Genomic DNA, 14,518 nt, shown 5'->3' on the forward strand with positions numbered 1-14,518 from the left:
CCGCAAGCAGTTTTTTCCAAAAATCTCACTTTTTTCGAAAAAACACAAATAATGCCCCAAAAACAATCAACTACACGATCACAACCGCTCCAAAACACCCCAACCCAACCCCAAAAACACCCCTCAACACCAACACCTAAACCTTATCCACACACTTACCCACAAAATCACGCCCGAGTCGGAGCAAAGTCAGGACGGTGAGACACGGAAATCCCGAAAAACCCGACATCTGAGTCCGCTACTTCGGAATCATCCCTTAGATGGCCACCTTCTCCTCACGGTTCCCAGCACCCTCTTTGCATTGCTCTGAACGGCGGAGCCCCCTGCCCCACTATCGAGGGCAAATTGGAACGTCCCCGCTTCTCAGCGCACCTGCCCCCTACATCCGCAGCGTTGACAGGTGGGGAGTTCGGCGACAGGCTGACCTGATCGATTTGATACGTAGTTTATTACATAGTGATTGGAGATCCGCGTGCCCGAAGGACAGGACAACGGCGGGGAGCTAGACGAAGCGGCCCCCAAATTCGACATCAAGGCTTCAAGGACATTTGCCCCCTGGCTAAGTTCCGTGGGTGGCACCATCGCCTTCACTACATATCAGGTCGGCAAGCTTTTCATGATCGGCCTTCATCCTGAGACTGGCCGGGTCTCTGTCTTTGAGAGATCCTTCCCTCGATGCATGGGGCTCGGCGTCGACAATCGAGACGGCAAGACCACACTCTGGATGTCTTCTCTCTACCAGCTCTGGAGAATGGAAAATTTCCTCGAACCAGGGGCAAAGACACCGGACGGCTTCGATGCCGTCTTTGTACCGGTGGAAGGACGCACCACAGGCGATATCGACATTCACGACATACACTGCCGCGCCGACAGCCGTCTTCCGACATTCGTGGCGACGCGTTTCAATTGCCTCGCGACGCTGGATAGAGAGCACTCCTTCAAGCCTGTCTGGATGCCTCCGTTCATAGATCGGCTCGCTGCAGAGGACCGATGCCACCTGAATGGTTTCACGATGGAAAACGGCGAGCCAGCCTATGCGACGTGCGTCGCCAAAACCAACGTCGGCGGCGCATGGCGCGATCATCGACAATCTGGCGGAGCGATTATCGATCTGCGCACTGACGAAATCGTGGCTGATGGCTTGAGCATGCCGCACTCGCCCCGCCTCTACGGAGGTAATCTCTACGTCCTTCAATCCGGTATAGGCGAATTTGGTCGGATCGATCGCACAACGGGCCAGTTCCAATCCCTCTGCTTCCTGCCGGGGTTTGTCCGTGGAGTGACCTTTGTTGGGGATCACGCCATCATAGGGGTCTCGCGTCCGCGCAAGGAGGAAACCTTCAAAGGACTGCCCGTCGATGCTCGGCTCGAGGCTGAGGGACGCTCCCCCAAGTCCATGCTGGCGGTGGTAAACCTAAACACGGGCGATATTGAACACACGCTAGAGATAACCGGGGTCATTCAGGAACTTTACGATGTCGCGTTCCTGCCCGGCATCAAGCGCCCCAAGATCCTTGGCTTCAAAACACCTGAGATACGGTTTCAAATCCGCCCAGCCCCCTTCTCTCGATCTGATGAGCCCCGCTAGACCCGCCCGCCGCCGGATCCTGTTCGCCTGGGAACTCGGCGCAAACTACGGTCATGCGGCGCAAATCGATCAGGTTGCCGAGGCGCTTCCAGGGAATGTCGATATATATGTGGCGGCCTCCGACCTCGCAGCGTTTCGCGCCATTGCGCCAAATCCGGATTTGCGCCTGCTGCCGGCCCCCCGAGCATCAGTGCGTCGCCCCACGACCGGGGATACCCCGGCTGTAAACCTGAGCGGGCTCCTCGCCACGGAGGGGTGGGACGATCCCGTCGATCTTGCTACACGGATTGAGGCATGGCGGACGATCTTCCGCCTCACGAGACCCGATGCCATTGTCTGCCAAGCAGCACCCACAGCCATGCTTGCCGCGCTCGGAGGCCCCTCGTTTCGCGTCACTCTCGGGGCGGGCTATGACGTGCCTCCGTCGACGGACCCACTTCCCGCCTTCGACAGAGAGGATGAGACCGCCAAGACTGCCGCGATCGCCGCCGATGCGGTAATGCTGGAGAACATCAATTACGCGCGCGCGCGCGTAGGAGAAGCGCCGCTGGCACGCCTGTCAGAAGTCTTTGATGCCGATCTTACCCTGCTTATGACATGGGAGGTCGCCGATCACTTCGCCCCCCGCTCCGAACTTGAGCCTCACCCGCCCCCCTATCTCGGCGCGCTCGCCACGACACAGACCGGTGCACGCGCCTCATGGCGAGGCGGCACCGCCCCAAAGATCTTTGCATATCTACGCCCAGGAATGCCGGGAACGGCAGCAGCGCTCGGGGCGCTCGATGCCTTGGCCTCATCGGCGGACATCATTCTTGCGATACCAGGCGTTTCCGCCACAGACCTCCAGCGCCTGCAGGCACGCGGGGTGCAGGTCTACGACGGACCGGTACGCCTCAAGGAAATTCTAGCCAAGTGCGATCTTGCCATCACCCACGGCAGCAACGGCCTTGGAACTCTTCTGCTCAGCCATGGCGTCCCGCAAATCTGCCTGCCCGGGCATATTGAACAAACCCTTTTCACCAAAGCGATCGCCAGATCAGGTGCCGGGCTCGGTCTGGGTGGGCAGTACACCTCCGCGACCGTTGCGAAACTTTGCCAAAAGTGTTTGCAGTCAAAGCGTATCAAGCAAAAAGCCGCGGAAATCAGCGCCGAGATCGGGGCCAAGACTCCATCACGCGCGGCCAAACGTGCGGCCGAATCAATCCTTGAATTGGTTAACGCGAAGCGGCCCTGACACCCTGCCTTTCGCAGTCGCAGCATGTGCAAGAAAGCCATAACCATTTGCCGTGGCTAGAAACTTTCTACCCTGCCAAAAACGACAAACAGGTTAAGATTGTTTCTTAGAATTGTATATTTTCGCAGTTATTTTCAAGGTGTATGGTTATGGGAAACTATGGTTCGCGTACAATTGCCGGCGAATCCGGGCAATATGATCAAGCTGGCTACCGCGTCTCGGGTATCGGGGACATCAACGGAGACGGGATAGACGACTTCGCGGTAACTGCAAAACGCGGTGAAAATTACTACGGTCAGGACACAGGTTCCGTCTTCGTGGTGTTCGGTGAAGAAGATGCCGACCTCGACTTTTCCCTCGAAGACATAGACGGCGACAATGGCTTCCAGATCCTCCCCGATTCCGATCTGAACTACGGTTCCTATTCTTCCACATTCGGCTCAAGCATTGTGGGACTGGGCGATGTGAATGGCGATGGCTATGACGACTTCGGAATCGCACACAACGCCACCGCATATGGCAGCTACGGGTACTACGGGTATTACGGGTATTCCGAATACGGCAGCGGCTATGGTGCAGGGCAAGGTGTCGCCTATGTCATTTTCGGTGGTCAGGATTTTTCGGGAACGACCCACATGGTGGACGATCTCGACCATGTCCGGCTTGACGTCGAGGGAGAGATTTCTGACCTGCTCAATCTCGGCGACCTCAACGGCGACGGATTCAACGATATTGGTGTCGTCGAGAGAACGCAGGACCGCGTCGTCGAACAGGAATTCCTCTATGTCTACGACGCCAACGACAATGGGGTCTATGACTACGACCCGGAAGAAAATCCGGACGAATATCTCTCCTGGTCGGATACACGCCAGACCCGCGTGGACACTCTCACAGGATACATCGTCTTCGGCACGAATGAAGACATCGAAAGCGACGACCCCATCGCGGATCAAGGCGGAAGCGATGTTGTATTCGACCTCACCGACCTCTCTTCAGAACGGGGTGCGTCCGTAGAACTCGGCGAACAGGCGAATACATACTACGGTGGATACTACTCTGAAGCCGCATTCACCACGTTCGCGGGCGGCGAGGTAGGCGGATACGACGACGATCCGGCGGGAATGTTCGGGGGTATCGATCTGAACGGCGACGGTTTCGACGACCTCGTGACGCGTCGGGGTAGCGTTTACTACGATACGGACGGAACCGTCTACTACTTCCGCAGCCCCGAATCCGATGGATATTACAGCTATTCCTACAGTTCTGGCGTCGAAAACTTCGGCGATGAGCCGACTGTGACGAGCGGCGACGACCAAGCGCAGGTTTTCATCAACACGCAAATGTCCGTCAACCAAGACATGGATATCCTAGCCGGGCTCGGCAACTTCTCCGGCGACGACGACGCCGAAGAGTTGGCCGTGGGCGGTTTCGCCTATGACGACGACTTCGAAGATTTGCCCGTCTTTACATGGGGCGTCTATGTCCTGAACGGCCGAAGCGACATTTTTGACTCTGCGGAGGTCAATCTCGATCCCACGGCTGTCGAAGCGGGAGAAGCCTCATTCTTCTTCTCGACGCAGACGTACGAGCTCGGCGAAACGGAATATTCCTCGCGGCTTGACGTCCAGATGGTGCTCGGTCTTGGAGACATGAACGAGGACGGCATCGACGATATGTTGATCGCCGGGACACGGTATCTTCCGGATTTTGGTACCCACGTTCAGGCCTACATCGTGCTCGGAACTGAAGCAGAGCGTTCCGGCCTCTTTGATCTGGATGAGATGGTGGACGAAGGGAGTGCCTATGTCATCATCGGCGATACCAGCAATTCATACGATCGTATCTGGATGGCGAACGCTGGTGATGTAAACGGCGACGGCGCTGCCGACATCATTATCGGCGATCCAAGTGACAACAGTGGGAACGGCGTTGCTCTTGTGATCCATGGCGGGGTCGACGCGCTGGAAGCGTCCGACAACGCGGATGGCGATGACGATAACCGGATAGCGAACGAAAATACTCGGGTGGATGTCGAAACCGGCCTCGTTGCAATCCAAATTACCATTCAGGATGGCTACGTCTCCACCACTGAGAAGGACAGCGAACCCAGCGAAGTGACTTTCACCCTCGGTCGGACAGGGGATCTTTCGGGCGAAGTCACCGTTAACTACGCTGTCGAGGGCGGTTCAACCAGCTACTACAGCTATTTGCAGGACGCTTCGGAAGCGGATTTCGAAGGCGGAGCCTTTCCGACTGGAACAGCGACTTTCGCCGCGGGCGAGGCTACGACCACAATCACCGTGCAGATCGCCGGTGATACCTTGAACGAAGGTACCGAAGATTTCTCGGTCGTCTTGTCAGATCCGGAAGCAGAAAGCGGCGCACCGGTCTCGATCGTCGAGGACAGGGGTCAAGCTCTTATCTACGATAACGATCAGCCGGTATCCTTCTACTCGTCTCATTCCTACGTGCTCGAAGGCGACGCAGAGAGTGACAACGTGGTGCTGCGCTTCACCGTCGTCAGGACGGGCAAGCAGGATACCGCAGCCAGCGTCGATTATGTTATTTCGCCTTACAGCGTTCCTTCTATTTCCGCAGACAATGACGACATTGAAGGTGAGTTCACCATTGAGGGAACGCTCGAATTCGCCTCGGGGCAATCGGTCGCCTACATCGACATTCCGATCGCAGAAGACACCCAAGTCGAAAGCACCGAATACCTCACCCTCACACTGAGCAATGCCTACGTCGAGACCGGGACCACGAACTTCACGAGCCGTGAGTACACCGGCGTCATCACCAACGACGATGTCCCTGCGCAATTCTGGGCTTATGACACCAGCGTAACCGAGAGCGACGATGAAACCGTCGATCTCATCTTCGAGATCGTGCGCGGAGGCGACACGACCGTTGATGCAACGGTCGATTACAGGCTGCAAGGGGTCTCCGCCATAGCAGCGGATTTTGAGAGCGGGTTCATCGACCCCGACACGGGGGAGCCCTATGAAGGAACCCTGGAATTTGCAGCAGGCGAAACCTCCAAGTTCGTGACACTCAAGGTCGTGGGTGACCAGTTGGACGAAGGGACCGAGAGGGTCAATCTATACCTCTCCAATGCCACAGCAGATAGCGCGGATCCCGCTGAGATCGTAGACAGTATTGGCAACGGCGATATTTACGACGATGATCAGCCTGTCTATTTCAGCGTGAACGACCCACGGGTAACAGAAGGCGATACCGGAGATGACCGGACACTTACCTTCACCGTTACCCGTTCCGGGGCGACGGAAGTCGCAGCTTCAGTAGAATTTTCTCTGGAGGCTTACGTCTCATCGAACGCGGCAGATGAGGACGACTTTGCCTCCGGGTTCCCGCAGTCGGGTATGTTGGAATTCGCGGCAGGTGAGACCCAGAAGACAGTAACGGCCGTTGTGAGCGGCGACGAGGATGTCGAGCCCGATGAATATGTCCAACTTATCCTGTCAAATCCCGATGCAGATGGAGAAAATGCGGAGATCAGCGATGCCTCGGGCATCGGCTACATCTACAATGATGATCAACCGGTCATCTTCCGTGCGAATGGCGTAACAGTCGACGAAGGCGACGAGGGCGACAGCACCACGATGACTTTGCGGGTTTTCCGCAGCGGTGAAACCGGGGTCGCTGCGACGCTCGACTATGAAATCGTGCCCTATACGTCTTCCCAACAGGCCGATGCGGACGATTTCTCCTCGACCTTCCCGACTGACGGCACCCTTGAATTCGCCGCTGGCGAAACCTTCAAGGATATCACCCTGACGGTTCAGGGCGATGATATTGAGGAAAGCGATGAGTATGCGCAGGTCTTGTTCAGCAACCCTACCGCAGATGGCGTCGCGACACGGCTCGATACAGGCTCAGTAATACTCACCATCCGCAATGACGATGAGCCGGTACATTTCAGCGCCAACTACGCCTCTGCCACCGAAGGCGACGACGGGGCGACCACGCCGCTCACCTTCACCATCTCCCGTACTGGCGACACAGACGTGGCCGCCTCCGTCGGTTATGATCTGACGCCTTACTCCTCTACGAGCTTGACTGCCGAGGCAGGAGATTTCGTCGGGGGGCTCCCGCGCACCGGAACGGTCGAATTTGCCGCTGGTGAGACGTCCAAGTCGCTGACCTTCGACATCATCGACGACAACGTCTTTGAGGGTACCGAATATGTAGAACTGCGCCTGAAGGATCCGAGTGCCCCGGGCCACCCCCAAGGCGCCACGGCGGCGACAAATACCTATCTCGGCTTCATCTCCGATGATGAAATCCCGGTCTATTTCCGCGTCTATCGTGCCACGACGACGGAGCGCGACACTGGCGAGACGTCGACACTCCAATTCCTCGTCCAGCGCAGCGGCGACACAAACGTAGCGGCGACTATCGACTATTCGGTCGACTCCTATCCGTATAGTGGCGCGACCGACGCCGATGTTGTCGGCAACTTGCCGAAAACCGGGACGCTCTCCTTTGCTGCGGGCGAAACATCAAAATATGTCGAAGTCGAAGTCGAAGGAGACGATGCCGTAGAGGGCACGGAATATCTCAAGATTGATATCTCCAACGCCGTTTCGGCCGATCCCAATGCTCTCACCATCATTCAGACGTCTCAATCCTACGGTACGATTATCGACGATGATGTTCCCACCTATTTCCGGGTATCTGGTCAGACTGTCATGGAGGGCGACACGGGCGACAGTAACCAGCTTTCCTTCACCGTGGTTAGGTCTGGCGATGTCTCTGCAGCGGCCAGCGTCAGCTATAACATTGCAGGTGGCACCGCGAACGGAGATGACTTCGACAGCGAATGGCCCACCTCAGGTGTCTTGTCCTTCGCCGCGTTCGAGACATCGAAGACCGTGACGCTTGGCATTTCCGGCGACGAAGACATCGAGGGCGACGAATATACCTACATGACGCTTTCGAACCCGACCTCCGCCGATAGCTCGATCGAAGCGCGACTGTCGAACACCCAAGCCAGTGCGATCATTCGAAACGACGATTTGCCTGCCTATATTTCGGTCAACTCTTCCGCCTACGTCACCGAAGGAAACCCCGGAGAAGCGACCGCACTGACATACACTGTCTCGCGGTACGGGGATACGACCTCAAGTGTCAGCGTGGAGTACAATTTTGCTGGCGATGGATACACGCCGCTTGACACTTCAGACTTCGAAGGCGGGTTGCCCCAAGCGGGAACTCTGACCTTCGCTGCGGGCGAAACGTCGCGCACTCTTTCCTTCGCCATTGCCGAAGACGAGGACATCGAAGGCCATGAGCGAGGGCGTCTCACCCTGTCCGATCCGACTGTGGTAAGCGGTGATCCCGACGCCACTGTGCAAATCACCCGGGCCGTGGGGTACGGCATCGTCTACAATGACGACTTCGCGCCCCGCATCACCATGACCGCAAATGGCTCCACTTGGGGCGCGTCGGTGGCAGAGGGGAATTCCGGCTATACCGACGTTGTCCTCGCATTCGTCCGTGACGGAGACACCGATGGCGAAGTGACGGTGAATTTCGATCTTCTCACTAACACCGGCTCCGTCTTCGCAGCGGACAGCAACGACATAGATGGCTTCCTTCCAAAAACCGGGAATTCCGTCACCATTGCCGATGGTGAGACCACGGCCACCTATACGGTCCGGATCAATGGCGACGGATTGATCGAAGCGAACGAAAGCTTCCGCGCCCAGATCACGTCGGTCGGTGCCGAACCCGGGAAGGAGTACCAACTGGTCAACAGCTCCTCCACCATCACCATTCGCAACGACGATGGCCGCCCGCCAATCCCTGAGCTTCCATTCGATGTGGATGGCGACGGCGTGATCGAAGACGGCGAATTCATCCGCGTCGAAGCGGATGTGTTTGGCGACCCCCATATCGTGACTCTCGACGGGCTTGGCTATGATTTCCAGGCGGTAGGCGAATATGTCCTCGTGGAAACCACCGACGGGGCGACAAACCCGTTCTCCGTTCAGGTTCGCTTCGAAGCCTTCCCGGGCTCCGACCTTGTATCCGTCACAACGCGTATGGCCGTAGAGGTCAAAGGAAAGGTCATCGAGATTGACGCGCTTGACGGAGACACGCCCCTTCTGATCGACGGCGTGCCTGCAAGCCTCACCGATGCCAAGCTATCGGGCATCGATCTGGACGACAGCGATGAGAACGGGCGCGACATCTTTGCCGAGGACGGGGGCAAATTCTTCATCAAGCTCAACGACGCCGGCGAGATGCTGATGGTCGGGCTGCTTGATGGCGCTCTCAACGTCTGCGTCTTCCTTGGCGATCCGGCGAAAGGCGGCAACGCGGGCGCGGTTCGCGGTCTTATGGGCAATGCGAACCAGGATCTCACGGACGACTTCGCCCTTCGCGATGGCTCCGATATCCCGGATTCTGTGATTTCCTTCGACGATGAAGGGGTCCCGAGCCTGACGTTCGACTACATCTACGGCAAAGGCACATGGGAAGGCGCGAGCTATCGCGAAAGCTGGGAATTGACGACGGGCGAAGCGCTCTTCAGCGGGGACACCCCCGACTTCCCAGAGGGCTTCCCGGCCGCACCGCTTTCGCTGGATAATTTGCCAACCAGCGTGCGCGACGCCGCTGAGCAAGCCGCGCGCGACGCCGGGCTAGATCCCGACGATACGGTAATCTTCGAAAGCGCCGTGCTCGACTTTGCCCTCACCGGAATGGGCGCATTCCTTGGGGGGGCGACACAGCTCGCGGCAACCCCCGAGGCGGCGTCGGTTGCGACAGAGGCGCCCGACGTCGGACCGACGGTGAGCGTTGCAGCTGATGCAACATCAATCACCGAAGGCGACGACGGGGTGAGCGAGGTGGCCTTCACCTTCTATCGTGCGGGCAGCAGCGAAGGCGCGCTCGAAGTCGATTACCAGATCGGCGGCGATGTGGATGCCAGCGATCTCGGCGACGATACCCCTATGTCCGGCACGGTCAGCTTTGATGACGGCGAGGACGAAGTGACGCTGACGATCATCGTAAAAGGCGACCTGACGACCGAAGGGTCCGAAGCGCTGAGCGTCGCGATTACCGGCACCAACAACGACGGTGTGCTTGTGGCCGGTGCGCAGGGCGAAACCACCATCGTTACCGACGACTTCGATCCCGAAGCTCAAGATGACGCGGCGTCGGGAGATGCTGGCGAAGAGATCACCGGCAACCTTCTTGATGATAATGGGCAAGGCCCGGATGCCGACGCGGATGACGACACCCTTACCATCTCGCGCGTCTTTATCGGGGCGCTGAGCTATGCGGTCGCCGACGGCGCCATCGCGCTCGGCGACGGACGGTCTCTGTCTGTCGAAAGCGATGGCAACTTCTCCTTCGACACGGGCACTTTCTACAACACCCTCGCAGAAGGTGCCGTAGATACGCTCGTCTTCGATTACGAGGTGCTGGATGGGAATGGCGGGCGGGACACCGCCACCGTGACCCTCTCCGTGTCGGGCACCGCGCAAGAGAATGGCGCGCCTGTGGCAATGGATGACGTCTACGACATCAACGAAGATGATCCGACGTATCTCTACTTCATGGAAAACGACACCGATCCCGACGAGGACGAGCTTGAAGCCACTATTGACGCGGAGCCAAGCAACGGCTCCTTGGTCTTCGATGGCGAGGGATGGATCTACACCCCCGATGCGAACTTCTTCGGCTCGGACAGCTTCACCTATGACATCAGCGATGGAAACGGCGGGGAATCCGGCGCGACCGTCACGATCAATGTCGCCCCCGTGCAGGACGCCCCGGTCTTTGATCCGGTTACGCCGTTCAGTATTGCCGAGAATACATCCGCCGTTGGGTCAGTCTCCGCCACCGATGCTGACCTTGAAGAACTGGTTTTCAGCATCGCGGATGGCGGAGACGGAGAGTTGTTCGACATCAATTCGTCCACAGGGGCCATATCCTTCCGGAATGCCCCGGACTTCGAGGCGCCTCTCGATACGGGCGGAGACAACACCTACGCCTTCGCTGTTGCGGTGACGGACGGCACTGCAGTCGTCACCCAAGCGGTCCAGGTCAGTGTGACCGATGTGGATGACACAGGCCCCGAGATCATCGAGATTGTCGGCACAACTGGACGCGACCTTCTGAGAGGCAGTGCAGAGGATGAGGTTTTCCTCCTCATGGGGGGCGTGGGCGACGTCGCCTATGGTCTCGGCGGGGCAGATGTTTTCGATTTCTCCGACAACCTCACCAACGGGCGACGTGACAATACCCGGATCGTTGATTGGGGAGATGACGACAGTCTGGCCGGGATCGTTCGCTCTGATGTGAATGAAGCGACTTTGCGCCAGTCCGCGACGACCCTGCGGTTCGCCTATGGCGACGATCAGGACATCCTGACAATCACCGGTGATGTTTCAGGGGGTCTGGCTGACATATTCGATCTTTGATCTGCTGCCCTATCGCATGAACCGGGCGCCTCATAGAGTTGTTTAGAAAGGGAAAGTAATGATTTTCAAGAATATTGCCGGCACACTCGCCATACTCTTTGCGTTTACCGGCGCCGCACAGGCTGCGACTTTGTCCAACGTAACACCAACATCGGATATCTACTTCGCCGGCGACGTCGAAGTGGACTACGATCCCGGCTTTTTGGGCTTGTTCATCGGTGATTTGGGGGGGTTACTCTCCGTTTCAGGGCCTGCTCCTTTTGATGGAACTACTAGTTTGGCAATCGTGGACGCAGGCTTCGCGACGGTGGCCAGTGGCACACTTACCGACTATGAGCTTTCCGCTGATGGCGGCGCTGGCGTGGATACGCTGCATATGCTCTTCGAACTGTCGACAGGCAGCCAGCCTTACGCCCTTGCGACATTTATGGGGGATTTCGATGGCGGCGGGACGACCGATTTCTTCACCAATGGTGTCGCCTTTGTCGGGGCAACTGCATCCGTGGTGGGGGCGACCGTGGTTCCCCTGCCCGCTTCGTTGCCGCTTCTGCTCGCAGGACTGGGCGCTGCGGGTTTCATAGGTCGTCGCTCTCGGGCTAGGTGACGTGGCGGCTCTCGCCGTGGGCGGATCCACCGGCGCGGGCGAGCCCACGACATTCGTGAGTTTTTCTTGCGTGTGTGATTGTTCCGCGCCGCTCTTCCGCTAGGTTGCCAACAAACTGGCACCCCGGGGGGAACGAGATGCAATTATCGCGGCGCACATTCGGTTTTGGCATTTTGGCATCGGGACTGGCGGGGTGCTCCATGGCGCCCCCTCAGTTACCCGATGTCGCCCGGTCGGGCCTTGCCGCAGACTTGCGTCCGATCCCAAACACTGGCTACGACTTATGGGTCGCCAGCTTTCTCCCCAGAGCCCGGCAACAGGGGCTGTCCGATGCGACCCTGTCATCCGCGTTCCGCGGCACAGGCTTTTTGCCCGGGGTCGTCACCAGAGACCGCAACCAGACGGAAAGCACCCGGACGCTGGAGGACTATCTATCCATCGCGGCGTCCGATGAACGGGTCGCGAAAGGACGCGCTGCCCTCCTCCGCCATGGCGCTACCCTTAGATCCATAGAGGCGCGCTATGGCGTCCCCGCTGAGGTCGTGACCGCGATTTGGGGGCTGGAAAGCTTCTATGGGGAACGACGCGGCGAAATTCCTGTCGTCTCCTCCACCTCCACCCTTGCATTTGACGGGCGTCGCGGCAGCTTTTTTGAGAAGCAACTCATCGCTGCGCTGCGGATTGTACAGAATGGCGACATCCCCGCGCACCGAATGACAGGGAGTTGGGCCGGGGCCATGGGCCATACCCAATTCATGCCAACCTCCTACGAGGCCTATGCCGTGGATTTCACGGGCGATGGACGGCGCGATATCTGGTCGGACGACCCGACAGACGCGCTGGCCTCGGCTGCGGCCTACCTCTCCCGATCGGGATGGCGAGCCGGGATCCGCTGGGGCGGGCTGGAAGGGACGACTTCGGGCGATAGAATAGTTCAGCCTCAGGATGGTGGGCCAAGATTTGCCGTGACCGGCAACTTTCAAGCCATCAAGCGTTACAACAACTCCGACCTCTACGCGATCGGCGTTGGGCACCTGTCGGACCGGATCGCTGGCGCGGGTCCGCTACAGGTGCAGTTTCCCCCCGACGAGTGGGGCCTTCGCAAGGCCGACCGGATCGCACTGCAGCAGCGATTGACGGCACGAGGGTTCGATACGGGCGGAACCGATGGCGTGGTAGGTCCGATGACCCGCGACGCCATCGCCCGGTACCAGCGCGCAACGGGTCAGACCGCTACCGGCGCGCCCTCTCTCACACTGTTGCGGGGCCTTGGGTGATCGCCCTGCTCAGCCGGTGGAGCGAAGTGCTGCCCACCGGCGCGCCTGTGAATCGCCGCCAAATTCCAGCGTGATGCGCCCCCATTCGATCTGCATCCGCTCAAGCGCGAGATCTTCCGAGAGATCTCCGGTAAGCGCCGCGTGGATATTTTCATTGAGCGCCGCCAGATAGTTTCCGTAGCCCGGAAGATAGATATCATGGCCGGCCGCCAGCATCGCAGAGCGATGCACCTCCAGAAAGGACGGAGAATAGACCTCCTGGATGACAGGATCGGAGTAATGCCGCTCGTGGAAAGGATCGAAATAGCCGTCGATCTGCTGCACTGCGGTGGTCGAAATCTCCGGGTCCATCGCGAGCGCCGAAAACAGGAAGGACAGTTCGGGATAAGGCGCACTCGTGGGGATGACGTATGACCAACCCCAGTTGAAATACCCCCGCCCGCTGCCCTTGCCACGCGGCAGCGCCGAGTAGCGCAGATTGCCCCGCAACGGAGATCCCGGAGCGTTGAAACTCTTCTGCGATCCACCCCAGCCGATATTTGCATAGACCTGATCGGACGTGAACCGATCCCAGTTCTCGAACAAGGTGCCGAAACCCGAGCCCGGGTGCAAATAGCTCGTAGCCTGTATCAAATCGCTCAGAACCTTTACTGCAGCCTCGCCGTTAAACTGGGGGCGGAACTGATCGTCGAAGAGTTGCCCACCTTCGGCCTCAAAGCGCGCAAGAAACTCCCACGCGAGATACCCGGGCGCACGAAACAGTGTCCCGCCATACATCTTTTGCTCGGGGCGATGAAAGAACCGCATCTGACGATCCAGTTCATTCCAGTCGGTTGGAATGTCCAGCGCAGTGCCGAATTGATCGGCATAGGCTTTCCCCTCCTCCGGGTCTTCCATCAGATTCTTGCGATAGAACATCAGGTACACGTCGCCGTCCGTCTGCAACCCGTATGTCTCTCCCTCGAAACGGTTGCCCACGGTGTAGAGATGCCCCTCCTCCGAATAGGCATTGGGACATTTCGCCAAGAACGGCTCCAGAGAAAGCACCGCGTTAGAATACGCCAGATCGGGCAACCCGAAGGTGGCCGGCAAAGCGACATCGTAGTCCGCCGTTTCGAGCAGAAGATCCTCTGCGATGCGAGCGTTGATATCGTCCACATCGCTCAACTCGTGCACGACCTCGAAGCCCGTCATCTTGGTCCAGGCCGCCTTGATCGGGGCCAGATTGGCCTCGCTGCCTTCTGGCAAAAGTAGCCGCAGGACCGTGCCTTGCGGAATATCGAGCTTTGCGACCGCGCGCTGAATTGCCGACATGTGCAAATCCGCAAACAGTGCGCGGGGCATCAGGGTTCCAGCCGC

At 58.5% G+C, this 14,518-nt stretch carries 6 protein-coding genes; 5 read left to right on the forward strand and 1 reads right to left on the reverse strand.

Annotation, left to right across the window (positions count from 1 at the left end):
* Positions 1–472: 472 nt before the first annotated feature.
* The 5 genes from BM234_RS15720 to BM234_RS15740 all read left to right on the forward strand — a co-directional run bounded on the left by BM234_RS15720 (position 473) and on the right by BM234_RS15740 (position 13,159).
* Positions 473–1,588 (forward strand): TIGR03032 family protein, encoded by a 1,116-nt coding sequence (locus BM234_RS15720; protein ID WP_092066743.1) that lies wholly within the window; start codon positions 473–475, stop codon positions 1,586–1,588.
* Positions 1,575–2,822 (forward strand): glycosyltransferase, encoded by a 1,248-nt coding sequence (locus tag BM234_RS15725; protein ID WP_092066745.1) that lies wholly within the window; start codon positions 1,575–1,577, stop codon positions 2,820–2,822. Before BM234_RS15720 ends, BM234_RS15725 begins: the two co-directional genes overlap by 14 nt.
* A 149-nt stretch (positions 2,823–2,971) precedes the next feature.
* Positions 2,972–11,278: a Calx-beta domain-containing protein gene (locus tag BM234_RS15730; protein WP_175501295.1), complete on the forward strand. Its 8,307-nt coding sequence runs from the start codon at positions 2,972–2,974 to the stop codon at positions 11,276–11,278.
* 58 nt (positions 11,279–11,336) lie between these two features.
* Positions 11,337–11,882 carry a VPLPA-CTERM sorting domain-containing protein gene (locus BM234_RS15735; protein WP_092066749.1) on the forward strand — a complete coding sequence of 182 codons (546 nt, stop codon included), beginning with the start codon at positions 11,337–11,339 and terminating at the stop codon, positions 11,880–11,882.
* Positions 11,883–12,019: 137 nt separating this feature from the next.
* Positions 12,020–13,159: a lytic murein transglycosylase gene (locus tag BM234_RS15740; RefSeq protein ID WP_092066751.1), complete on the forward strand. Its 1,140-nt coding sequence runs from the start codon at positions 12,020–12,022 to the stop codon at positions 13,157–13,159.
* Between the two features lie 9 nt (positions 13,160–13,168).
* Here BM234_RS15740 and BM234_RS15745 read toward each other — a convergent pair whose 3' ends face one another.
* Entirely contained in the window at positions 13,169–14,503 is a 1,335-nt protein-coding gene (locus tag BM234_RS15745; protein ID WP_175501296.1) for an extracellular solute-binding protein, read from the reverse strand.
* Positions 14,504–14,518 lie beyond the last annotated feature (15 nt).

Origin of the sequence: Poseidonocella pacifica (assembly GCF_900111875.1) — a bacterium.
Classification (GTDB): domain Bacteria; phylum Pseudomonadota; class Alphaproteobacteria; order Rhodobacterales; family Rhodobacteraceae; genus Poseidonocella; species Poseidonocella pacifica.